The sequence below is a fragment of the Pseudomonas sp. WS 5412 genome (assembly GCF_012985615.1).
GTDB lineage: Bacteria > Pseudomonadota > Gammaproteobacteria > Pseudomonadales > Pseudomonadaceae > Aquipseudomonas > Aquipseudomonas shahriarae.
In genome coordinates this window covers 371,292-394,670 of the sequence record NZ_JAARMB010000003.1, presented here as the reverse complement: position 1 = coordinate 394,670, position 23,379 = coordinate 371,292, and the positions used below count along the sequence as shown (strand labels likewise).

The following is a 23,379-nucleotide window of genomic DNA, read 5'->3' as shown; positions in this document are numbered from 1 at the left end:
GCGACGACTTCCGGCCCCGCTTTATCGTGGATGTGCAGTTGTGGGCGAAGACGACGAACGGGTAGTTTCGAATCTCTTCTTCACCGCCACATTCTGAAGCCACAACCCCTCAGTTTTCCTAGAGAAAAACGGGGGGCTGTGATTTCTGCTGCATGGAAAACAGCAATATGGGAATAATGTGGAAACACGTAGAGCCCCTGCGTGTACTCGCTCCCCTCAAGGAAGATCCCATTGAAAGCAGCCCTAGTCGCTCTGCTCCTCGCCTGCGCCACCACCACGGCCCTTGCCACTAACAACCCTGTCGGCTTCCAAACCTCGACCCTGGCAGACCCAAACAAAGAACGCCCGCTGGAGATGGTGGTCTGGTACCCCAGCTCCACCACTGCCACGCCAAAAGTGATCGACGACAACCCGGTGTTTTTCAGTGCCCTGGCCGTGCGTGATGCGCCTGCGGCGGTGGGTGAGTACCCGTTGGTGGTGCTTTCCCATGGTTTCGGCGGCAGTTGGGGCAACCAGGTGTGGTTGGCCAGTGCGATGGCCCAGCGGGGGTTTATCGTGGCGGCGGTCAATCATCCTGGCACTACCAGTAAGGACCGCAGTGCTCAAGCCGCCGCGCAGTTATGGCAGCGGCCGGTGGATATTCGTCGCGCTATCGACGCGGTGCTGGCGCAGCCAAAGCAATTTGGCAAGGCACAGCCCGATCGAATTGCAGTGGTGGGTCATTCGCTGGGCGGTTGGACGGCGCTGGAAGTTGCCGGTGCCCGTTTCGACCCCGTGCGTTTTGCCCAGGACTGCAAGGTTCACCTGCAGTTGGCCCCTTGCGCGGTCTACCAGCAGATGAACCCAGTGCAGGCGCCGTTGGCAGCGGATTTGAGTGACAAGCGTGTGACTGCCATTGTTTCACTGGACCTGGGTCTGTCCCGTGGCTTTACCGATCAAAGCCTGGCGGCGTTGCCGGTGCCGACGTTGGTGATTGCTGCGGGCGTGCCCTCAACGGAGCTTCCCGCCGAGTTGGAATCCGCTGACTTGGCCAAACGCCTGCCAGCGGCAGCGATGCGCTATGTCGAAATCAGCGACGCCACTCACTTCAGCTTTATGGCCGTGTGCAAGCCGGGCGGGGAGGCGTTGATTGAAGAGAGTTCGCCGGGCGATGGCATGATCTGCCGTGATGGCGAAGGTGCCCGCCCGCGTGAGGTGATTCAGCAGCAGGTCACTTCATTGATTGTTGAGTTTCTGGCGCAGCCAAAAGGCTAGGCCAACACGTTCAGTTCCCCGCCCGTGGCCCTCGCCTGATCAGGCGTGCGTACACCGCAATATTAATCAGCAAGACCAGGGCGCCCAGGCCCAGTTGGATCTGTGGCGTCAGCCCCGCGGGGTAGATCAGGGCAATGATGTAGTGCTCGATAAACCCTGCGCCATAACCCTCTTGCCCGGCGAGGTGGCGCAGCAGGTTTTCCCAGCGGGTAAGGGGGCAGGGCAGATGGAAGACTTCTACGGCAACGCCCCAGGCCGCAGCGGGCAGGTGCAGCCACATGACCGGTCGCCACTTGAGGGCAAGCAGGCCGCCGAACAACACGAACAGGATGAAGCCAAGGTGAAACAACACCAGGGAGTCGGCAGCAAGTCGCAAGAGCATAGAAGGGGTCGCGTCAGGTGAGGCTGCCAAGTGTGCTGGATAGAGCCGCTTGAAACCAGAGGCGGGCGGTTGCGGTTGCTTGTAGGCCCGAGGCCCCGTTATTGTGCTGAATCCTTTTAGTCATCTGCCACGGATCTGTTGTGATGAACGCACCGCGTACTGCTGTTGGCCCGATCAAGGCCGTGATTTTCGATATGGACGGGTTGTTGCTGGATACCGAGGGTATCTACACCGAAGTCACGCAGATCATCGCCGAGCGCTATGGCCGTACCTACGACTGGGGCATCAAGCAGCACATCATTGGCCGTGGCGCCCAGGACCTGGCCGAGTACGTGGTCAAGGCGCTGGACTTGCCGATCACGCCTGAGGAGTTCCTGCGTATCCGTGAGCCCTTGATGAGCGAGCGTTTTCCCAAGGCGTTGGGCATGCCGGGCGCCGAGGCGTTGGTGCGGCATTTAAGTGCGCACAATATCCCGATAGCCGTGGGCACCAGTTCGTCGCGTAATTCGTTTGGGCACAAGACCACGTTGCACCGCGAATGGTTTGGCTTGTTCGGTACGATTGTCACCGCCGACGACCCGGAAGTCGGCGCAGCCAAGCCTGCGCCGGACATCTTCCTTACCGCTGCCCGCCGCCTGGGCGTTGCGCCCGAGGATTGCCTGGTGTTTGAAGACTCACCGTTTGGCGTGACCGCTGCCAAGGCCGCGAACATGACTGCCATTGCGGTGCCCGACGAAGCCATGGCCGACAGCAAGTACGCTCACGCTGACCAGATCATCCGCAAACTCGCGGAGTTCGATCTGGCTGCGTATGGCCTGCCGCCGATGCGCTGAGCACCCTATAAGAGCCGGCAAGCCGGCTCTTATAGGGTGCTCAGGCGCTGAAACCACCATCAATGGTCAGGCTGGCGCCGGTGATGTAACCGGCTTCCGGCCCTACCAGATAGGCGACAAAGCTGGCCACTTCCTCGACGCGCCCATAACGACCCACCGCCATAAAGCCAATCAGGCTCTCGGCAAATTCACTGTCGGCCGGGTTCATATCGGTGTCCACCGGGCCCGGTTGTACGTTGTTGATGGTAATCCCCCGTGGCCCCAGGTCGCGCGCCAGGCCTTTGGTCAAACCCACCAGCGCGGCTTTGCTCATTGCATAGGGGCCGCCACCGGCGAAAGGCATGCGCTCGGCGTTGGTGCTGCCGATATTGATGATGCGACCACCTTCGCCCATGTGCCGGGCAGCTTCCTGGGTGGCAATAAACACACTGCGCACGTTGATGGCCAGGGTCTGGTCAAAGTCTTCCAGTTTGAAATCCTCCAGCGGGCCGACCGCCAGCACCCCGGCGTTGTTCACCAGGATATCCAGGCGCCCGAACGCGTCGACAGTGGCGTTGACCGCATTGCGAATGGCCACGGCATCGGCGCTGTCGGCGTGAATCGCCAGGGCCTTGCCGCCGTCGCTGATCACGCTGTTCTGCAGGGCCTCGGCCTTGGCCGCAGAGCTGACGTAGGTAAAGGCAACAGCTGCACCTTGCGCGGCCAGGCGCTTGACGATGGCGGCGCCGATGCCGCGGGAACCGCCCTGGATCAAGGCAACTTTGCCGCTGAGGTTTTGCGTGGTCATGTCGATCTCCCAATGATGCAAGGCGCAGGTGCCTTGTTGTTGGCGCCGAGTATCGCCCTCGCGGGCATCCCTCGGTAGACCGTGATTGCTATAGTCTGTGTAAACCAAAAGTTTAGAGTGATGCGATATGGAAAGCTTCGGCAGTATCGAATGCTTCGTGCGCAGTGCCGAAGGCGGCAGCTTTGCCGAAGCGGCCCGGCACCTGAGCCTGACGCCGGCCGCCGTCGGCAAAAGCGTGGCCAAGCTTGAAGCGCGCCTGGGGGTGCGGCTGTTCCAGCGCAGCACCCGGCGCCTCACATTGACCGAAGCCGGCAAGCTGTTTCTGGAGCAGGTCAGCGCCAGCCTCACCACCATCCAGAATGCCGTGGCCAACCTGGCCAGTGCCGAAGGCCGGCCGGTGGGCACGCTCAAGGTGAGTATGGGCACGGTGTTCGGCAACCGTTATGTGGTGCCGTTGCTGGCGGAGTTTCTGCGGCGCTTTCCCGATATCAGTCCGGATTGGCATTTTGATAATCGCCAAGTCGACCTGATCGGCCAGGGCTTTGACGCAGCCATTGGCGGCGGGTTCGAGCTGCCCCAGGGGGTGGTCGCCCGCAAGTTGACCCCGGCCCACCGGATTCTGGTGGCCTCGCCCGATTACCTGGCCAAGCGCCTGCCCGTGCACGTCCCCGAAGATTTGGGGCTGTGCAATGGGATCCTGATCCGCTCGCCGCAAACCGGCCGCGTGCGCACCTGGCAACTGACCAACCGCGCCCGCGAACAGCGGCCGTTGATGCTCAAGCCGCGCATGACCATGGGCGACTCCGAAGCCGCGTGCTGCGCCTGCACCCAAGGTTTGGGTATTGCCCTGGTCAGCATGCCGATGGCCGTGCCGTTCCTCGACAGTGGCGCGGTGGTGCGGGTGCTGCCGGACTGGTACGTCGATGATGGCAACATCTCCCTGTATTACGCCGAACACAAGTTGCTGCCGGGCAAGACCCGGGTATTTGTCGACTTCATCCTTGAGCAGTTTGCCGAGCAGCGCCTGGCGCAGCGGTTCAGCGCGGTATAGCACTCACTGCTGAACTTGCTGCCCGCCAGTGTTCTAAGCTGATACGGGCCAATGGGGCTTGCGACTGTCGAGACCGATCATGTCCATATCACGCGCTTTACTCGTGTTTACCAGCCTGGCGTTGATTGCAGGCTCCCCGGCGCTGCTGGCCGATCCCGGCAACGGCAACGGCAACGGCAAGGACAAAGGCAGTGCCCATGGCAATAAGGGTGGTGGCCAGGGTAATCAGGGCCAGGGTGGTGGCAAGAAGGGTGCAGGCGCCCATTACAGCGGCCCGCAAATTGATATCGGGGGTGTGCGGGTAATCCTTGGTGACAACCGCGACTACTGGCGCGGTGGTTCGTCCCTGCCGCCGGGCATCCAGAAAAACCTGGCCCGTGGCAAACCCCTGCCACCGGGAATCGCCAAGAAACTTGATGGGCGCCTGTTGGGGCGGCTGCCCCATTACGACGGCTACGAATGGCAACAGGCTGGCACCGACCTGATCCTGGTGACGATTGCCACCGGGATCATTTATGAAGTGCTCAATGACGTCTTGAACTGATCGAGATCGGCGATTCAGCGTGCGAACCTGCCCGGCCAACCGATGATGTTCTTTGGCCGGGGTGTCCCATAGGTGCGCACCTTCGACGTCGACAACCCCAGCCTCACCAAGGATTCGGCCAGGGTTACCGCTGCAGTCACGCCATCCACCACCGGCACGCCGGTGCGTTGGCGGATCTGTTCATCCAGCCCGGCCATGCCGCCGCAACCCAGGCAGATCACTTCAGCCTTGTCTTCGCTAATGGCCAGTTCGGCTTGGCGCACAATCGCTTCCATGGCCCGCAGCGGGTGCTCCTCCAGCTCCAGTACCGCCATGCCGCTGGCCCGTACGGAGGCACAGCGTTCATACAGCCCGGAGAGCTTGAGCCGGTCTTCGATCAGCGGCACCGTGCGATCGAGGGTGGTGACCACTGAGTAAGCATGGCCGAGGAACATCGCGGTGCTGGCCGCGGCATCGGTGATATCCACCACTGGCACGTCCAGCAACTCCTGCAGGCCTTCGCGGCCATGCTCGCCATAACCGGCCTGGATCACCGCATCGAACGGCTGATCGTAGGCCATTACTCGGTCCATCACCGCAATGGCCGCCAGATAGCTTTCGAAATTGCCTTCCACTGATTCGGCACCAAAAAACGGCGTCAGCCCGACAATTTCGGTGCCCGCTGCTGCCACGCTGCGAGCCTGTTGGGCAATGGCTTGGGTAATGGATTCGGTGGTGTTGACGTTGACGACGAGAATGCGCATGGGATGACCTCCTGATCAATGACTGACGTTGTCGACAGCGATGCTCTCGCCGCTGATATCGGCATAAAACGGCTGACGCTTGGCGATCAGCAGATACAGCACCCCGGCAATGCCAGCGCCAAACAGCCAGGAGAACGGCGAGACGCTGGCAAACCCCGGCAACAGCGCCAGGACAATGGCAATCACCGCAGCCGGGACAAACGCCGCCACCGCCCGCAGGTTCACCCCGTGGCTGTAGTAGTAAGCGCCGCTGGGGTCTTCGCTATACAACTGCGGTACGTCGATCCGGCCCTTACGGATCAGCCAGTAGTCCACCATGATCACGCCATACAGTGGGCCCAGCAGCGCGCCCAGGCCGGAGAGGAAATACACAATCACCAGCGGGCTGTTGTAGAGGTTCCACGGCAGGATGAGCACAGCGAGGAATGCGCTGATCAGCCCGGCGCGCCGGAAGTTCAGGTACTTGGGCGCCAGGTTGCTCAGCACAAAGGCCGGGGCAACGAAGTTGGCCATGATGTTCACCGCCACGGTGACGATCAGGAATGCCAGGCAACCCAGCACCAGGAACAAGGTATTGGGAATGGCCGCGATGATCTGCGTGGGGCTTTCGATTACCTGGCCATTGAGTTGGAACTGCCCGCCGCACAGCAGCACGGTGATGATTGCGAACACCAGGATGTTCACCGGCAGGCCCCAGAAATTGCCGACCTTGATGGTCTTGCGGCAAGGCGATGAGCGGGCGAAGTCGCAGAAGTTGAGGATCAGGGTGCCGTAGATCGCCAGCCACAAGGCGCCGCCGGCAAAGATATTGCGCCACATCTCGCCACCGCTCAGGGGCTCGCGGATCGACCAGGCGATTTGGCCGTCGGCCTGGAAGTACATCCAGCCGGCCAGCGCCGCGACGGTCAGCAGGATAACGGGGCCGGCAAAGCCTTCGTAGCGTCGGACCATTTCCATGCCGTAGGCCAGAATCACCAGTTGCACAAACCAGATCATCACAAAACATGCCCAGCCCAAGGTGGACAGGCCGAGGATCGTGTTGTGGTCGTAGTCGGCAAATCCTGGATTAATCGCCACCAGCAGTACGCGAAAGACGACGGATGCGAGGTAGGTTTGAATCCCGAACCAGGCGATGGCAATCACGGCGCGGATCAACGCAGGAATTTGCGCGCCATGTATACCGAAACTTATCCGGCTGATCACCGGAAACGGCACACCGGTTTTCTGGCCCATGTAGCCGGACAGGTTCATAAAGAAATACACCAACGCCGCGCCGATCCCCAGCGACAACAGAATCTGCCAGGCACCGAGGCCCAGGGCATACAAGCCGATGGCAAAGGAGTAGTTGGCGATGTTGTGCACATCGTTGGTCCACAGGGCGAAGATGCTGTAGCCACCCCAGCGTCGACCTTCGACTTTGGTGGGCGCCAGGTCCTTGTTGTGCAGGCGTGGGCTCAGCACCAGCGGGCCGGAGTTTGCCGCCGTGGGGTTGGCTGTGGAGGAGGGCAGATCCAGTGCAAGGTTATTGGAGAGACTTGTAGGCATGCCGGCAGGCTCCTGGCATCTGCAGCGAGCGCGAGGGTTAGGCGCGGCTAGCGTGCGGACACGAAGTGTATGTGGGTTGTTGTTTAAGTTGTATACAAAAACTCCAACTCCATAAGCCACTTGTGTGCCAGGTTTATATCTAACAAAACTGTCACTAATTTCGTTTTTATAGGTCGATTGAGTAACCGGCTGAATTTGAAGAAATATAAATTGACCGATTGAACAGGAATTTATTTTTTGGCGGGGATATGGGAATCAAGAATGTAGGAAGTTAGCAGAAATGGGGTGTAACGTTTCGGTGCGTAATGATTAAAGTGCACACAAAAATGGCACTGTTGGTTACGTTTGTGTGTACAGGTTTAATGGTCGCTGGAAACAAATGTGGGAGCTGGCTGGCCTGCAATGGCGCCCGGTATTCAATTACACCGAGGTGATGCCATTGCAAGCCAGCCAGCTCCCACACGCGCTTGTGGCGAGATTTTTCGCAGGCGAGGCTTTTCAGGCCTTGCTGATGATATTTCCCGCGTGCAGCCCACATTCCTTCTGGGTTGCTTCTTCCCACCACCAGCGGCCTTCACGCTCGTGCTGGTTCGGCAATACCGGACGGGTGCAGGGTTCGCAGCCGATGCTGATAAAACCGCGCTCATGCAGGCTGTTGTACGGCAACTCGAGCATGCGGATATAACCCCAGATCTCTTCACTGGTCATTTGCGCCAGCGGGTTGAACTTGTAGAGGGTGCGCTCGGGGGTGGAGAAGGCGCTATCGACTTCCAGGGCCGCCACCTGGCTACGGGTGCCGGGGCTCTGGTCGCGGCGCTGGCCGGTGGCCCAGGCACGTACGCCGGAGAGTTTGCGGCGCAGCGGTTCGATCTTGCGCACGCCGCAGCATTCGCCATGGCCGTCCTTGTAGAAGCTGAACAGGCCCTTTTCCTTGACGAAGGGTTCCAGCTTGCTCTGGTCCGGCGAGATCAATTCGATATCGATCTTGTAGAAGTCCCGCACCTGCTCGATAAACCGGTAGGTCTCCGGGTGCAGGCGGCCGGTGTCGAGGCTGAAGACCTTGACGTTTTTGTTCAGCTTCCAGGCCATATCCACCAGCACCACATCCTCGGCACCGCTGAAGGAAATCCACAGGTCATCGCCGAACTGGCTGAACGCCAGCTTGAGGATGTCCTGGGCGGACTTGTTGGCATAGGTCGCGGCGAGTTCAGCGACGTCGAAGGCTTGGTTCATCAGGACGGTTCCTACAGGTCAGTGGCGCTGAGCGCTCTATAGGAGTGGGATGTTAACAAAATCCGCTCTGCGTTGCGGTGGCCAGCGCGAATCGCTAGAGTTCGGCAGTCCTTTTGCTCGCTCAACTGAAAAAAAATCCAAATGGGAGTGTCTTGTGGAAATTGCCTGTCTCGACCTGGAAGGGGTGCTGGTTCCGGAAATCTGGATCGCCTTCGCTGAAAAAACCGGTATTGAATCCTTGCGGGCCACCACCCGGGACATTCCCGACTACGACGTCCTGATGAAGCAACGCCTGCGCATTCTCGACGAGCACGGCTTGAAGCTGTCGGACATCCAGGAAGTGATTGCCACCCTCAAACCGCTGGAAGGTGCGATCGAGTTCGTCGACTGGCTGCGCGAGCGCTTCCAGGTGGTGATCCTGTCGGACACCTTCTATGAATTTTCCCAGCCGTTGATGCGTCAACTGGGCTTCCCGACCCTGCTTTGCCACCGCTTGATCACCGATGAAAATGACCGGGTGGTGAGCTATCAACTGCGCCAGAAAGATCCTAAGCGTCAGTCGGTGCTGGCCTTCAAGACCCTGTACTACCGGGTAATCGCTGCAGGCGATTCCTACAACGACACCACCATGTTGGGTGAGGCGGATCGTGGGATTCTGTTCCATGCACCGGAAAATGTGATTCGCGAGTTCCCGCAATTCCCGGCGGTGCATACTTTTGAGGACTTGAAGAAAGAGTTCATCAAGGCGTCGAACCGTTCGTTGAGCCTGTAAGTTATTGAGCGAGGCTGGTTGCCTCATCGCGAGCAAGCCCGCTCCCACATTCGACCGCGTTTATCCTTTGGGAGCACGGTCGAATGAGGGAGCGGGCTTGTTTGCGATGAGGCCCTCGAAAACGCCAAAGATCAAACTCCCGCAAGCAACTGCTCATAAGGAATGCGCAAACCCTCGTGCAGGCGCTTGATCATGGCCAGGCTCAATTTGCGTTTGTGGTTCAGCACTTCCGACACGCGTCCGCTGGAGCCGATAAAGGGTTCCAGGTCACGGGCCGTCAGGCCCAGTTGGTCCACGCGCGCCAGCGCAGCGGCCAGGTCTTCGGGGGTACGAATAGGTTTGATGTTCATCACACAGTCTCCGCGTTGATCTGGTCGTACTGGGCGTGGGTGCCTACAAATCGTATGAAACCCAGTTGCCGCGGGTAGTCGATCGCCATGATCACTCGATATTTATTGCCACCGATGTTGAACACCACCCTTGCACCTTTGAGGATACTCGCGGTGCGAAGCTCCGCCTTCAGGTCTTGCGGCGTGTAAAAGGTGGACTTCTCCCTAAGGCGATACCCTTCAACCAGGGGTGTTTGGGAGTCGGTGTAAGCCGGATGATTCCCAGAACTCCCTTAAGGCGGCTCTTGCGATTAGTCGCATAAATCAAGCCTTCCAATTTGGGAGAAATTAGGTGTCGCTTCCTGGATTTGTAACTCTTCACAGGGAGCGCGATGTGTAGGAAAAGGGCTTTGTTTTAACGGTGCAAACGATAAAGCGACAGAAGCAATAAGCAGTCGACCCATGTGATCCCTCACAGACGGCCAGGTGGAATGCCAGAGTCAGACGCTATCCCTGCGCCCTGATACTGTCCACGGTGGTTCTGATTCAGGCTCTTTCCCTGGGAGGTTGGCTTACAGCCCTTCCAGTGTTTCCAGCAACACCCGCACCTTGGTCATCGACTCCTGGTACTCCGCCTGCCACTCGGAATCGGCGACGATCCCGCCGCCGCCCCAGCAACAGACCTGGCCATCCTTGACCAGCAGGCTGCGAATGGCGATGGAGCTGTCCATCTCGCCACGCACGTCCATGTACAACAATGAACCGCAGTACAAGCCGCGCCGGGTCGGTTCCAGTTCGTCGATGATCTGCATCGCACGGATCTTCGGGGCGCCGGTGATCGAGCCGCCGGGGAAGCTGCCGGCGATCAGGTCCAGGGCGTCTTTGTCGTCGGCCAGTTCGCCGGTGACACTGCTGACCAGATGATGCACGTTGGGGTAGCTTTCCAGGCTGAACAGCTCCGGGACCTTGACCGAGCCGGTGCGGCAGGTGCGGCCCAGGTCATTGCGCAGCAGATCGACGATCATCAGGTTCTCTGCACGATCCTTGGGGCTGGCCAGGAGTTCGGCGGCGTTGGCCGCATCCTCTTGCGGAGTCAGCCCGCGGGGGCGGGTGCCCTTGATCGGACGGGTTTCCACCTGGCGCTGGTTGACCCGCACGAAACGCTCCGGTGACAGGCTGACTACCGCGCCATCATCCGGCAGGCTCTGAAAGCCCGAGAACGGCGTCGGGCAGGCGGCGCGCAAAGCGCAGTAGGCGACCCATGGATCGCCGTTGCAGGCCGCGCGAAAGCGTTGGGCGAAGTTGACCTGGTAGCAGTCGCCGGCCTGGATGTAATCCTGGATCCGCGCCAGGGCCTGTTCGTAGGCTGCGGCGCTCAGGTCTGGAGTCATCCGGGTATGCAGCTTGAAGCTGGCCGGGGTGTCGGCGGCCGGTTGGCTGAACAGGGCCAGCAGGCGCAGGCGTTCGCTTTCCGGAAGTTTGGGGTGGAACACCAATTGGCTGGTGCGCGCCTGATGGTCGCTGACCAACGCCCAGGCGTACAGGCCAAAGCGGGCATCGGGCAGGCCGATATCGTCGATAGCCTGATGCGGCAGTTGCTCCAGGTGGCGGCCAAAATCGTAGCTCAGGTAGCCGATCAAGCCGCCGGCGAACGGCAGTTCATAGGGCGCGGGCAGGCTGGCCTTACCCAGCATCGTCAGATTTTCCCGCAGCCGTTGTAAGAAATCGCTACCGCTTTCGTCCGGCCATACCGCCAGGGTTGCTTCCGGCCAGGCGCTGAGCAAGTCATAGCGACCACGCTCGGCTGCCGGTCGGCCGCTGTCCAGCAGCACGGCGCCGGGTGCATGGCGGATCGCCGCAAAATACTCGGCGGGGTTTGCCCGATAGGGCAGGGGATGTACAGAGCAGGTCGACATGCGGGGTGAATCAGCCATGGGGCGGGGAGGGGATTGTAGTCCCCTGTAGGATTTGCTCCTAGAGGGGATGTCGGGGATGGTTGGATAGAGGGCGCAGCCGCGGGGCGCTGTCAGCCTTCTACGGGTGGAATATGCCCAAACATTTCCTGGGCAAACTTCACCCGTTCTTCCGCCGTTTCTGTCACGCCCGCCGCCTTCAGCTCTTCCAGTCGAGCTTCTACGGCATGGGTACGCAAGGTCAGGCCGCAATCGTTGGCAATCTGGATATTCAACCCGGGGCGCGCATTGAGTTCGAGGATCAGCGGGCCTTTTTCCTGGTCCAGCACCATGTCTACACCGATGTAACCCAGCCCGCACAGCTCGTAGCAGCCGGCGGCGAGTTTCATGAACCCGTCCCAGTTGGGCAGTTGCACACCGTCCACCGCGTTGGTGGTGTCGGGGTGCTTGGTAATGATGTTGTTCAGCCAGGTGCCACGCAGGGTCAGGCCGGTGGCCAGGTCCACGCCCACGCCAATCGCGCCCTGGTGCAGGTTGGCCTTGCCGCCGGACTGACGGGTCGGCAAGCGCAGCATGGCCATCACCGGGTAGCCCATCAACACGATGATGCGGATATCCGGCACGCCTTCGTAGCTGATGCTCTTGAAGATCTGGTCGGGCACCACCCGGTATTCGATCAATGCGCGGTCACGGTGACCGCCCAGGGAATACAGGCCGGTGAGGATGCTGGAAATCTGGTGCTCGATTTCCTCGTGGCTGATGATCTTGCCGGACACCGTGCGATAGCGTCCTTCAAAACGGTCGGCGATCACCAGGATGCCGTCGCCGCCGGCGCCCTGGGCCGGCTTGATCACGAAGTCGCTACGGCCACCGATGATTTCGTCGAGCTTGTCGATTTCTTTCTCGGTGGAAATGATCCCGTACATCTCCGGCACATGGATGCCGGCCTGGATCGCCCGTTCCTTGGTGATGATTTTGTCATCGACAATCGGATACAGGCTGCGCTTGTTGTACTTGAGCACGTAGTCGGCATTACGCCGGTTGATGCCCATGATGCCCCGCGCTTCCAGGGCCTTCCAGGTCTTCCAGAACCCGAACATTACGAATCAGCCTTGAGGAAGGCTTTGAAACGCACCAGCTCGGTCAGGCGGTAGCCACGGTAGCGACCCATGGCCAGCATGAAGCCCACCAGGATCAACAGGATCGCCGGGAAGGTGAACACGAAGTAGATCAACTCCGGCACGCTCATGATCAGGTGGGCCAGGGAGGCAGCGAACAGGGTGCCAATCGCGACTTTCATCGCATGGCCGCCGCCGCGCTCTTCCCAGGTAATGGACAGGCGTTCGATGGTCATGGTCAGGATCACCATCGGGAACAGCGCCACCGACAGGCCGCGCTCCAGGCCCAGCTTGTGGCTGAACAGGCTGATGGCCGCAATCAACACCACGACAAAGGTCAGTACCACCGAGAGCCTCGGCAGCATCTGCAGCTTCAAATGCTCTAGGTACGACCGCAGGGACAGCCCCAGCGCCGTAATCACCGTAAACAGCACGATGCCAAAGCCCAACTGGGTCTCGCGGAACGCCAGGGCGATCAGCACCGGGGTGAAGGTACCCAGGGTCTGCAGGCCGATCAGGTTACGCAGGATCAGGATCACCAGCACGCCAATCGGGATCATCACCATGATCATGAAGGTCTGCTGGGTTTGCAGCGGCAGGCCGTAGAGCGAGTATTCGAGGAAGTTGGCGTCGGTGTTCTCGTCCGTCAGCTTGGCCAGGCGGATCGCGTTCATCTCGCTGTTGTTCAGGCTGAAGGTCACGGCGGCTTTCTTGCCGCCGTCGACGGTGATCAGGTTTTCATCGCCGGTCCACCACAGCAGGCGGTCGGAGGGCAGGCCCTGTTCGCCGGTTTCCGGGTTGAAGTACAGCCAGTCGTTGCCATTGAAGCTGCGCAGCCACAGTTCCGGGGTTTGCGGTTGGTCGGCTACCAGGCGGATGGTGTGGACCTTTTCCACCGGCACGTGGGCGATGGACAGCAGCAACTCGACGATCTTGGCCTTGTGCGGCGTCGACGGATCGCCCGCCAGCAGTAGCTTGACGTTGTCGTCGTTGAGGTTGTTGGTGCGCTTGATGGCTTCGCTGATAAAGGTCTCGACATCGGCCGAGTGCTGGCGGATCGGTGCCAGCAGGGCCTCGGCGGCGATTTTTTCCGGGCCTTCCACGGCGATGCTGTCGCGGAAGGTCGGGCCCTTGACCTTGACCTTTTCGCCGCTGTAGCGCTTGGTCAGCACCAGGCGGTAGTAGAGGGTCTGGTTGCCCTTGGCGCGCCGGGCCGACCAGGTGACCTTGCGGTTGCCGTCGATGCGGTTGACGCTCACCCCATAGTTGTTGGAGATGAAGCTCTCATTGAGGCTGACGAAGTCGCGGCTCAGGGGCGGCACGAACATCTGGACCTTGACCGGATCCTTGGCGTTGGCCACGAACTCGACCTTGGCGTCGATGTTCCACAGGTCGTCAGTGGCGTCCTCGGTCACCGGGATGCCGAGGACCAGGATCTGATAGGCCGTGACCGAAATGCCCAGTACCACCAGGACGGCGATCAGAATCTTCAGGTGCATAGTAAGAGAGCGCATTGGAATTACTCGGCGGTATGAGCGTCGGCGGCGCAGGCAGGTTTGCCTGCTGCGTATTTAAGACTGGGGTCGACCAGCGCATCAAAGCGTTTCAAGGCTTCGGAGCCGATCAGCAGCGGGTATTGGAAGGCGCTGCGGTCAGTCAAGTTCACTTCGATGCTGCGTAAAGCGGTGCCCATGCAGATATCCAGGGCAATCACCGGACGGGCGGTGTAGTTCTTGTCCTCATCGGGGTCGTAGTCGCCGGCGCGGCGCTTGATCTTGCTGACGCGGGCCAGGGGGCGCTCGATGGGGTGCGAATGGGCGGTGTCGATGGCCAGGTAGAAGCGGACCCAGGACTCACCGTTGCGCTTGAAGCGCTTGATATCCCGGGCACTCAACGACGCAGTCTTGGCGCCGGTGTCGAGCTTGGCGGCGACTTCCAGGTCAATGCCCGCCAGCTTGGCGTATTCATTGAGGCCATAGACGGTCTTCTCGGCGGCGATGCCAAGGCCCGGAAACATCAATAGGCAAAACAATAGGGGGAAGGGCTTGAGTCTCATAGATCCTGAGGCGGTGCAGTGCGATGTTTGATTCAAGGCGACTGGCATTGCTGCGCAAGCTCCCTCGTGCGCCTTTTCATCCGGGGATGTCAGGCAAATGCGGCGGGCATTCTAACATGAAGGTTTTCTGGCGCCAGCGCTGGCAGCCGGCCATGCCCTTATAGGGTGCAAGGCGGGTTATTAGACGATTGTCGACAATGTGCATTTATTCTTTGACTATTAGGGGCTGATTGGCTAGTTTTTGCGACATTGCTTTTAAAGGTGTCGACAATCATGCTGGATCAGCTGGAAATTCCGGTAGTAGGGCAGGACGATTCCCAAACGATGTCTGAGAACGTCTTCCGTCGCATCCAGGCCGCCATCGTCAAGGGCGAAATTGCCCCCGGCAGCAAGATCTCCGAGCCTGAGCTGGCGCGCACCTACGGCATCAGCCGTGGCCCGCTGCGCGAGGCGATCCACCGCCTGGAGGGCCAGCGCCTGCTGGTGCGCGTGCCCCATGTCGGCGCGCGGGTGGTGTCCCTGAGCGAGGCCGAGCTGGTGGAACTCTACGAAATCCGCGAATCCCTCGAAGGCATGGCTTGCCGCCTGGCCGCCGAGCGCATGACCGACGAAGAAATCGAGGAGCTGCGCCAAGTCCTGCATACCCACGAGCGCGATGCCGCATTCCAGGCCGGTGTGGGCTACTACCAGCAGGAAGGCGACTTCGACTTTCATTACCGGATCATTCAAGGCGCGCGCAACCGCACCCTGACCCAAATGTTGTGCGGCGAGCTGTATCAACTGGTGCGCATGTACCGCATCCAGTTCTCCGCCACCCCCAATCGTCCACGCCAGGCATTTGCCGAGCATCACCGCATTCTTGACGCGATTGCCGATCGCGACGGTGAACTGGCCGAGTTGTTGATGCGCCGCCATATCGGCGCCTCCAAACGCAATATCGCCCGTCACTTCCCCGACGGCGCCCCCTCGAGAGGTGAGTCATGAGTTCCTATAAAAACAGCACCCCCGGCCAGCGTTTCCGTGATGCGGTCGCCAGCGAACACCCCCTGCAAGTGGTGGGCGCGATCAATGCCAACCACGCGCTGCTGGCCAAGCGCGCCGGTTTCAAGGCCATTTACCTGTCCGGTGGCGGGGTCGCCGCGGGCTCCCTGGGCGTGCCGGACCTGGGCATCACCGGCCTGGATGATGTGCTGACCGATGTGCGCCGTATCACCGATGTCTGCGACCTGCCGCTGCTGGTCGACGTGGACACCGGTTTCGGCTCCTCGGCGTTCAACGTGGCGCGCACCGTCAAGTCGATGATCAAGTTCGGCGCCGCCGCGATCCATATCGAGGACCAGGTGGGGGCCAAGCGTTGCGGCCATCGCCCGAACAAAGAGATCGTGTCCCAGCAGGAAATGGTCGACCGTATCAAGGCCGCCGTGGATGCCCGGACCGATGACAGCTTCGTGATCATGGCGCGCACCGACGCCCTGGCCGTGGAAGGCCTGGAGTCCGCCCTGGAACGTGCCGCCGCGTGCATCGAGGCAGGCGCCGACATGGTGTTCCCGGAAGCCATCACCGAGCTTGAGATGTACAAGCTGTTCGCTTCACGGGTCAAAGCCCCGATCCTGGCCAACATCACGGAATTCGGCGCGACCCCGCTGTACACCACCGAACAGTTGAAATCTGCCGATGTTTCTATCGTGCTGTACCCGCTGTCGGCTTTCCGCGCCATGAACAAGGCCGCCGAGAACGTCTACACCGCGATCCGTCGCGACGGCACCCAACAGAACGTGATCGACACCATGCAAACCCGCATGGAGCTTTACGATCGCATCGACTACCACACCTTCGAGCAGAAGCTCGACGCGCTGTTCGCCGCCAAGAAGTAAGCGCAGCGCCTCCCAGATAACTACAAAATTGGAGAAGAACCATGGCTGAAGCAAAAGTACTGAGTGGCGCCGGCCTGCGTGGCCAGGTGGCCGGGCAGACGGCACTGTCCACCGTGGGCCAGGCCGGTGCCGGCCTGACCTATCGCGGCTACGACGTGCGTGAACTGGCCGCCGACGCGCAGTTTGAAGAAGTCGCCTACCTGCTGTTGTACGGCGAATTGCCGAGCAAGGCCGAGCTGGCGGCCTACAGCGCCAAGCTGAGCAAGCTGCGTGACCTGCCCCAGGCGCTCAAGGAAGTGCTGGAACGCATCCCTGCCGACGCCCACCCGATGGACGTGATGCGCACCGGTTGCTCGTTCCTCGGCAATATCGAACCGGAAAAAGACTTCAGCGTGCAGCGCGATGTCACTGACCGCCTGCTGGCCGCGTTCCCGGCGATCATGTGCTACTGGTACCGCTTCAGCCACGACGGCAAGCGCATCGACTGCGTGACCGACGAGCCGAGCATCGGCGGGCATTTCCTGCACCTGCTGCATGGCAAGAAGCCGAGCGAGCTGCATGAAAAAGTCATGAACGTGTCGCTGATCCTCTACGCCGAGCACGAATTCAACGCCTCGACCTTCACCGCTCGTGTGTGTGCCTCGACCCTGTCCGACCTGTATTCCTGCGTCACCGCCGCCATCGGTTCCCTGCGCGGCCCGCTGCATGGCGGTGCCAACGAAGCGGCGATGGAAATGATCGAGCGTTTCTCCTCGGCCGAAGACGCCGTGAAAGGCACCCTCGGCATGCTGGAACGCAAGGACAAGATCATGGGCTTTGGCCACGCGATCTATAAAGACAACGACCCGCGCAATGAGGTGATCAAGGGCTGGTCGAAAAAACTCGCCGATGAAGTGGGCGACAAGGTGCTGTTCCCGGTCTCCGAAGCCATCGACAAGACCATGTGGGAACAGAAGAAACTGTTCCCCAACGCCGACTTCTACCATGCCTCGGCGTACCACTTCATGGGCATCCCGACCAAGCTGTTCACCCCGATCTTCGTCTGCTCACGCCTGACCGGCTGGGCGGCGCATGTGTTTGAGCAGCGCGCCAACAACCGCATCATCCGTCCAAGCGCCGAGTACATCGGCGTCGAGCAGCGCAAGTTCGTGCCAATCGAACGTCGCTGAGTGGGGAGACCGACAATCCGGAATTGGTAACCGAATCAAAAGCGTGGGAGCGGGCTTGCTCGCGAATACGGGGTAACAGTCACTGAATGTGTTGAATGACACACCACATTCGCGAGCAAGCCCGCTCCCACATTTTGACCTCATTCCAATTCTGGGGCGGCACAGGTCTTCCTTTTGTAACTACCGTGACCGAGTCCTGACGATGAACACTGAATTTCGCAAACCGCTCCCCGGCAGCCGCCTGGATTACTTCGACGCCCGTGCGGCTGTCGAGGCCATCACCCCCGGTGCCTACGCCACGCTGCCTTACACCTCCCGCGTGCTCGCCGAAAACCTGGTGCGTCGCTGCGACCCGGCGACCCTTAACGCTTCCCTGAGCCAATTGATCGAGCGCAAGCGCGACCTCGACTTCCCCTGGTTCCCGGCCCGGGTGGTGTGCCATGACATCCTCGGCCAGACCGCCCTGGTAGACCTCGCCGGCCTGCGTGACGCCATTGCCCTGCAAGGCGGCGACCCAGCCCAGGTCAATCCGGTGGTGCCGACCCAGCTGATCGTCGACCACTCCCTGGCCGTCGAGGCCGGTGGTTTCGACCCGCAGGCCTTCGAGAAAAACCGCGCCATTGAAGACCGCCGCAACGAAGACCGTTTCCACTTTATCGAGTGGACCAAAAAGGCTTTCAAAAACGTCGATGTGATCCCGCCAGGCAACGGCATCATGCACCAGATCAACCTGGAGAAAATGTCCCCGGTGATCCAGGTGCGTGACGGCGTGGCCTTCCCGGATACCTGCGTCGGCACCGACAGCCACACCCCCCACGTCGACGCCCTGGGCGTGATCGCCATCGGCGTTGGCGGCCTGGAAGCCGAGAGCGTGATGCTTGGCCGTGCGTCGTGGATGCGCCTGCCGGAAAGCGTTGGCGTCGAACTGACGGGCAAGCTGCAACCGGGCATCACCGCCACCGACATGGTGCTGGCCCTGACCGAGTTCCTGCGCCAGCAGAAAGTTGTCGGTGCCTGGCTGGAGTTCTTCGGCGAAGGCGCCTCGGCCCTGACCCTGGGCGACCGCGCCACCATCTCCAACATGGCTCCGGAATACGGCGCCACGGCGGCGATGTTCTACATCGACGCGCAGACCATCGCTTACCTCAAACTCACCGGGCGTGAAGACGAACAAGTCGCCCTGGTCGAGCAGTATGCGCGGCATACCGGCCTGTGGGCCGATGACCTCAAGGGCGCGCAATATGAGCGTGGCCTGAGCTTCGACCTGTCCAGCGTCGTGCGCAATATGGCCGGCCCGAGCAACCCGCACGCCCGCGTGGCCACCAGCGACTTGGCGGCCAAGGGCATTTCGGGGCAATGGGATGACGTGCCGGGGCAAATGCCCGACGGCGCGGTGATCATCGCCGCCATCACCAGTTGCACCAATACCAGCAACCCACGCAACGTGATCGCCGCCGGCCTGCTGGCGCGCAATGCCAACAAGCTTGGGTTGGCCCGCAAGCCGTGGGTCAAGTCGTCCCTGGCGCCGGGTTCGAAAACCGTGGCCATGTACCTCGACGAAGCCGGGCTGACCAGCGAGCTGGAGCAGCTGGGTTTTGGCGTCGTGGCCTTCGCTTGCACCACTTGCAACGGCATGTCCGGTGCACTCGATCCGGTGATCCAGCAAGAAATCATCGACCGCGACCTGTACGCCACCGCCGTGCTCTCGGGTAACCGCAACTTCGACGGGCGCATCCACCCGTACGCCAAGCAGGCATTCCTGGCTTCGCCACCGCTGGTGGTGGCCTATGCGATTGCCGGCACCATCCGTTTCGATATCGAAAAAGACGTGCTGGGCCTGGACGCCACCGGCAAGGAAATCCGCCTGCAGGACATCTGGCCGAGCGATGAAGAAATCGACGCAGTGGTCAAGGCCTCGGTCAAGCCGGAGCAGTTCCGCCAGGTCTACATCCCGATGTTTGCGATCCACGAGGACACCGGCCCGAAAGTCACGCCGCTGTACGACTGGCGCCCGCAGAGCACCTACATCCGCCGCCCGCCGTACTGGGAAGGCGCCCTGGCCGGTGCGCGTCCGCTCAAGGGCATGCGCCCGCTGGCGGTGCTGCCGGACAACATCACCACTGACCACCTGTCGCCGTCCAACGCGATCATGCTCGACAGCGCCGCCGGCGAATACCTGGCGAAAATGGGCCTGCCGGAAGTCGACTTCAACTCGTATGCAACGCACCGCGGCGACCACCTGACCGCCCAGCGCGCGACCTTTGCCAACCCCAAGCTGTTCAATGAAATGGTCCAGGAAAACGGCAAGGTCAAGCAGGGTTCCCTGGCGCGCATCGAGCCGGAAGGCAAGGTCACACGGATGTGGGAAGCCATCGAAACCTACATGGAGCGCAAGCAGCCGCTGATCATCATTGCCGGCGCCGACTACGGCCAGGGTTCGTCCCGCGACTGGGCGGCCAAGGGCGTGCGCCTGGCGGGTGTGGAAGCGATTGCCGCCGAAGGCTTCGAACGCATCCACCGCACCAACCTGGTGGGCATGGGCGTGCTGCCCCTGGAATTTTTACCGGGTACCGACCGCAAGACCCTGCAGATTGATGGCAGCGAAACCTATGACGTGATTGGCGAGCGCACCCCGCGTGCGCAGTTGACCCTGGTGATCAACCGCAAGAATGGCGAGCGTGTCGAAGTGCCGGTGACCTGCCGCCTGGACACCGCTGAAGAAGTGTCGATCTACGAGGCGGGCGGCGTGTTGCAGCGTTTTGCCCAGGACTTCCTGGAATCGGCGGCGACCGCCTGAAGAGGATAACCATGACACACGTAGCGCAAATCAAGATCGCCGCCACCTACATGCGTGGCGGCACCAGCAAGGGCGTGTTTTTCAACCTCAAGGACCTGCCCGAATCGGCCCAGGTCCCGGGTGCGGCGCGCGATGCCTTGCTGCTACGGGTGATCGGCAGCCCCGATCCCTATGACAAACAGATCGACGGCATGGGCGGTGCCACCTCCAGCACCAGCAAAACCGTGATCCTCGCCAAGAGCACCCGCGCCGAGCATGACGTGGACTACCTGTTTGGCCAGGTCTCCATCGACAAGCCGTTCGTAGACTGGAGCGGCAACTGCGGCAACCTGTCAGCGGCGGTCGGCTCGTTTGCCATCAGCAGCGGTCTGGTGGATGCGGCCCGCATTCCCCACAACGGCGTGGCCGTGGTGCGTGTCTGGCAGGCGAATATCGGCAAGACCATCATCGCCCATGTGCCCATCACCAACGGCGCGGTGCAGGAAACCGGCGACTTCGAGCTGGATGGTGTGACCTTCCCCGCCGCGGAAGTGCAACTGGAGTTCATGGACCCGGCAGGGGAAGAAGAGGGCGGCGGCGGTTCGATGTTCCCCACCGGCAACCTGATCGACGACTTGGAAGTGCCGGGTGTCGGCACCTTCAAGGCGACGCTGATCAACGCCGGGATCCCGACGATTTTTATCAACGCCGAAGACCTCGGCTACACCGGCACCGAGCTGCAAGGCGCGATCAATAGCGATCCCAAAGCCCTGGCCATGTTCGAGCAGGTACGGGCCTATGGTGCATTGCGCATGGGCCTGATCAAGCACCTGGACGAAGCGGCCCAGCGCCAGCACACACCGAAGGTGGCGTTTGTGGCCAAGCCTGCGGATTACCTGGCCTCCAGTGGCAAGGCGATCAAGGCCGGTGATGTGGATCTGCTGGTGCGCGCGCTGTCCATGGGCAAGTTGCACCACGCGATGATGGGGACGGCGGCGGTGGCGATTGGCACGGCGGCGGCGATTTCCGGAACCCTGGTCAACCTCGCGGCGGGCGGTGTGGAACGCAACGCCGTGCGCTTCGGGCATCCGTCCGGCACCTTGCGCGTGGGCGCCGAAGCCAGCCAGGTCAACGGCGAATGGGTGGTAAAGAAAGCCATCATGAGCCGCAGTGCGCGGGTCTTGATGGAAGGCTACGTGCGCGTGCCCGGCGACGCATTCTAAAGCCCTGCGCCGGCCCCGATATGTGAGTGGGCTTGTGTGGGAGCGGGCTTGCCCGCGAGAGCGGCGTGTCAGTCACGCAGATACCAACTGATCCAGCGCTATCGCGGGCAAGCCCGCTCCCACAAGGGGGCGGCTGCCTCTGGATTTATGTACGAGAGCAGGCATTCAGACCTGCCACAAACCACCCACCCTGAGCCTGAGGAAGGAACACACCCAACCCATTTTGGAGTACTGCCATGAGCGCCAACGTCGACCAGAACAACCGCCCCGACTACGACCCGGTTTTGCAGGACATTGCCGACTACGTCCTCAACTACCGCATCGACTCCCCGGATGCCCTGGACACCGCCCGCAACTGCCTGATGGACACCCTCGGTTGTGGCCTGCTGGCCCTGCGTTTTCCCGAGTGCACCAAGCATTTGGGACCGATTGTCGAAGGCACAGTGGTGCCGTTCGGTGCGCGGGTGCCGGGTACGTCCTATCGCCTGGACCCGGTCAAGGCCGCGTGGGACATCGGCTGCATCGTGCGTTGGCTCGATTACAACGACACCTGGCTCGCCGCCGAATGGGGCCATCCTTCGGATAACCTCGGTGGCATTCTCGCCGTCGCTGATCACCTGTCGCAAAAACGCGTGGCCCATGGCGAGGCGCCGTTGACCGTGCGTGCGGTGCTGGAAGCGATGATCATGGCCCATGAAATCCAGGGTGTGATTGCCCTGGAAAACTCCTTCAACCGCGTCGGCCTTGACCATGTGCTGTTGGTGAAAGTGGCCTCCACTGCGGTCTGTGCCAAGTTGATGGGGGCCAACCGCGAACAGATGCTGTCGGCACTGTCTCATGCCTTTGTCGATGGTCAGGCCTTGCGGACCTACCGGCATGCGCCAAACGCCGGGTCACGCAAATCCTGGGCGGCGGGGGATGCATCCAGTCGTGGTGTACGTCTGGCGGATATCGCTCTGCGTGGCGAGATGGGCATCCCCGGCGTGCTGAGCGCACCGCAGTGGGGCTTTTACGACGTGTTGTTCAGTCACACCAACAAGGACCTGGCCCTCAAGCCTGAGGACAAGCGCGCATTCAGTTTGCCCCAGCCCTATGGCACTTATGTGATGGAAAACGTGCTGTTCAAGATCAGCTTTCCTGCAGAGTTCCACGCCCAGACCGCCTGTGAAGCTGCTGTCACCTTGCACCCGCAGGTCAAGCACCGCTTGCACGAGATCGAGCGCATCGTGATCACCACCCACGAGTCGGCCATTCGCATCATTTCCAAGGTCGGCCCACTGGCCAATGCGGCCGACCGCGACCATTGCCTGCAATACATGACAGCCGTGCCCCTGGCGTTTGGCACCCTGGTCGCCGAGCAGTACGAAGATGAGTTCCATACGGCGCACCCGATCATTGATGAGTTGCGCGGCAAAATGGAAATCGTCGAAGACCCACGCTACAGCCGCGAGTACCTGGAAGCGGACAAGCGTTCCATTGCCAACGCGGTGCAGGTGTTCTTCACCGATGGCTCGAGCACCGAGCAGGTCGCGGTGGAATACCCGATTGGCCATCGTCGGCGCCGGGCGGATGGCATTCCTTTGCTGGAAGACAAGTTCAAGGCCAACCTGGGGACACGCTTCACCGCGCAGCGCAGCGCCGAGATTTTTGCACTGTGCAAGGATCAGGCACGGTTTGAAGCGACGCCGGTGAACCGGTTTGTGGATTTGTGGGTGATATGAGGGCGTCGGGCGGCGAGTTGTGAAGTGGACATACTTTGCTATTCGTACGCCCGACA

Annotated in this window: 21 protein-coding genes and 1 pseudogene; 11 read left to right on the top strand and 11 right to left on the bottom strand. The window is 61.1% G+C overall.

Features of this window, described 5'->3' with window-relative positions; genetic code table 11:
- Window positions 1-231: 231 nt before the first annotated feature.
- The gene (locus HBR94_RS06810) at window positions 232-1,254 is read left to right on the top strand and encodes an alpha/beta fold hydrolase (RefSeq protein WP_170044423.1); all 1,023 of its coding nucleotides are present in this window, start codon (window positions 232-234) and stop codon (window positions 1,252-1,254) included.
- A gap of 10 nt (window positions 1,255-1,264) precedes the next feature.
- On the opposite strand, the gene HBR94_RS06805 is transcribed toward HBR94_RS06810, so the two are convergent.
- Window positions 1,265-1,636, bottom strand: coding sequence for a DUF2784 domain-containing protein (locus HBR94_RS06805; protein WP_057439546.1), 372 nt, complete (start codon window positions 1,634-1,636; stop codon window positions 1,265-1,267).
- A 143-nt stretch (window positions 1,637-1,779) separates the two neighbouring features.
- Between HBR94_RS06805 and HBR94_RS06800 the strand changes: the two genes are divergently transcribed.
- Window positions 1,780-2,469, top strand: a complete 690-nt coding sequence (locus tag HBR94_RS06800) for an HAD-IA family hydrolase (RefSeq protein ID WP_057439545.1) — start codon at window positions 1,780-1,782, stop codon at window positions 2,467-2,469.
- Between the two features lie 40 nt (window positions 2,470-2,509).
- Here HBR94_RS06800 and HBR94_RS06795 read toward each other — a convergent pair whose 3' ends face one another.
- Complete coding sequence (locus HBR94_RS06795) at window positions 2,510-3,256, bottom strand: 3-oxoacyl-ACP reductase family protein (protein ID WP_128592846.1); 747 nt, start codon at window positions 3,254-3,256, stop codon at window positions 2,510-2,512.
- A gap of 127 nt (window positions 3,257-3,383) precedes the next feature.
- On the opposite strand from HBR94_RS06795, the gene HBR94_RS06790 reads away from it, so the two are divergent.
- Both HBR94_RS06790 and HBR94_RS06785 read left to right on the top strand, forming a co-directional pair.
- Window positions 3,384-4,307 (top strand): LysR family transcriptional regulator, encoded by a 924-nt coding sequence (locus tag HBR94_RS06790; protein WP_170044422.1) that lies wholly within the window; start codon window positions 3,384-3,386, stop codon window positions 4,305-4,307.
- Window positions 4,308-4,386: 79 nt separating this feature from the next.
- Window positions 4,387-4,851 carry an anti-virulence regulator CigR family protein gene (locus HBR94_RS06785; RefSeq protein WP_057439544.1) on the top strand — a complete coding sequence of 155 codons (465 nt, stop codon included), beginning with the start codon at window positions 4,387-4,389 and terminating at the stop codon, window positions 4,849-4,851.
- Between the two features lie 14 nt (window positions 4,852-4,865).
- Here the strand turns inward: HBR94_RS06785 and HBR94_RS06780 are convergent, their stop codons facing one another.
- The 3 genes from HBR94_RS06780 to HBR94_RS06770 form a co-directional block, all read right to left on the bottom strand.
- Complete coding sequence (locus HBR94_RS06780; RefSeq protein WP_057960357.1) at window positions 4,866-5,594, bottom strand: aspartate/glutamate racemase family protein; 729 nt, start codon at window positions 5,592-5,594, stop codon at window positions 4,866-4,868.
- Window positions 5,595-5,609: 15 nt separating this feature from the next.
- On the bottom strand, window positions 5,610-7,139 hold the full coding sequence (locus HBR94_RS06775; protein WP_170044421.1) for an NCS1 family nucleobase:cation symporter-1: 1,530 nt from the start codon (window positions 7,137-7,139) through the stop codon (window positions 5,610-5,612).
- 498 nt (window positions 7,140-7,637) lie between these two features.
- Window positions 7,638-8,372, bottom strand: coding sequence for a phosphoadenylyl-sulfate reductase (locus HBR94_RS06770; protein ID WP_057960355.1), 735 nt, complete (start codon window positions 8,370-8,372; stop codon window positions 7,638-7,640).
- Window positions 8,373-8,526: 154 nt separating this feature from the next.
- Between HBR94_RS06770 and thrH the strand changes: the two genes are divergently transcribed.
- Window positions 8,527-9,144, top strand: coding sequence for a bifunctional phosphoserine phosphatase/homoserine phosphotransferase ThrH (thrH, locus tag HBR94_RS06765; RefSeq protein ID WP_057439541.1), 618 nt, complete (start codon window positions 8,527-8,529; stop codon window positions 9,142-9,144).
- A gap of 131 nt (window positions 9,145-9,275) precedes the next feature.
- Here the strand turns inward: thrH and HBR94_RS06760 are convergent, their stop codons facing one another.
- The 6 genes and pseudogenes from HBR94_RS06760 to HBR94_RS06735 all read right to left on the bottom strand — a co-directional run bounded on the left by HBR94_RS06760 (window position 9,276) and on the right by HBR94_RS06735 (window position 14,560).
- Window positions 9,276-9,494, bottom strand: coding sequence for a hypothetical protein (locus HBR94_RS06760; RefSeq protein ID WP_115128727.1), 219 nt, complete (start codon window positions 9,492-9,494; stop codon window positions 9,276-9,278).
- A pseudogene (locus tag HBR94_RS06755) lies at window positions 9,494-9,794 on the bottom strand (type II toxin-antitoxin system HigB family toxin). Before HBR94_RS06755 ends, HBR94_RS06760 begins: the two are co-directional and overlap by 1 nt.
- A 251-nt stretch (window positions 9,795-10,045) precedes the next feature.
- On the bottom strand, window positions 10,046-11,389 hold the full coding sequence (pabB, locus tag HBR94_RS06750) for an aminodeoxychorismate synthase component I (RefSeq protein ID WP_170044420.1): 1,344 nt from the start codon (window positions 11,387-11,389) through the stop codon (window positions 10,046-10,048).
- A 110-nt stretch (window positions 11,390-11,499) separates the two neighbouring features.
- Window positions 11,500-12,486, bottom strand: a complete 987-nt coding sequence (locus HBR94_RS06745; RefSeq protein WP_057960353.1) for an alpha-L-glutamate ligase-like protein — start codon at window positions 12,484-12,486, stop codon at window positions 11,500-11,502.
- Window positions 12,486-14,018, bottom strand: coding sequence for an inactive transglutaminase family protein (locus HBR94_RS06740; RefSeq protein ID WP_038442341.1), 1,533 nt, complete (start codon window positions 14,016-14,018; stop codon window positions 12,486-12,488). Before HBR94_RS06740 ends, HBR94_RS06745 begins: the two co-directional genes overlap by 1 nt.
- A gap of 5 nt (window positions 14,019-14,023) precedes the next feature.
- Window positions 14,024-14,560, bottom strand: a complete 537-nt coding sequence (locus HBR94_RS06735; protein WP_057960351.1) for an ATP-dependent zinc protease — start codon at window positions 14,558-14,560, stop codon at window positions 14,024-14,026.
- 273 nt (window positions 14,561-14,833) lie between these two features.
- On the opposite strand from HBR94_RS06735, the gene HBR94_RS06730 reads away from it, so the two are divergent.
- The 6 genes from HBR94_RS06730 (at window position 14,834) to prpD (ending at window position 23,323) form a co-directional block, all read left to right on the top strand.
- A complete protein-coding gene (locus tag HBR94_RS06730) occupies window positions 14,834-15,544 on the top strand; it encodes a GntR family transcriptional regulator (RefSeq protein WP_057439536.1) in 711 nt (236 codons plus the stop codon).
- Window positions 15,541-16,434 (top strand): methylisocitrate lyase, encoded by an 894-nt coding sequence (gene prpB / locus HBR94_RS06725; RefSeq protein ID WP_029298299.1) that lies wholly within the window; start codon window positions 15,541-15,543, stop codon window positions 16,432-16,434. The genes HBR94_RS06730 and prpB overlap by 4 nt, the downstream gene beginning before the upstream one ends.
- Window positions 16,435-16,475: 41 nt before the next feature.
- On the top strand, window positions 16,476-17,603 hold the full coding sequence (gene prpC / locus HBR94_RS06720; RefSeq protein WP_057439535.1) for a 2-methylcitrate synthase: 1,128 nt from the start codon (window positions 16,476-16,478) through the stop codon (window positions 17,601-17,603).
- Between the two features lie 202 nt (window positions 17,604-17,805).
- Entirely contained in the window at window positions 17,806-20,400 is a 2,595-nt protein-coding gene (gene acnD / locus HBR94_RS06715) for a Fe/S-dependent 2-methylisocitrate dehydratase AcnD (RefSeq protein ID WP_057960350.1), read from the top strand.
- An 11-nt stretch (window positions 20,401-20,411) separates the two neighbouring features.
- Entirely contained in the window at window positions 20,412-21,602 is a 1,191-nt protein-coding gene (gene prpF / locus HBR94_RS06710) for a 2-methylaconitate cis-trans isomerase PrpF (RefSeq protein WP_170044419.1), read from the top strand.
- A gap of 236 nt (window positions 21,603-21,838) precedes the next feature.
- Window positions 21,839-23,323, top strand: coding sequence for a 2-methylcitrate dehydratase (gene prpD, locus HBR94_RS06705; RefSeq protein WP_170044418.1), 1,485 nt, complete (start codon window positions 21,839-21,841; stop codon window positions 23,321-23,323).
- Window positions 23,324-23,379 lie beyond the last annotated feature (56 nt).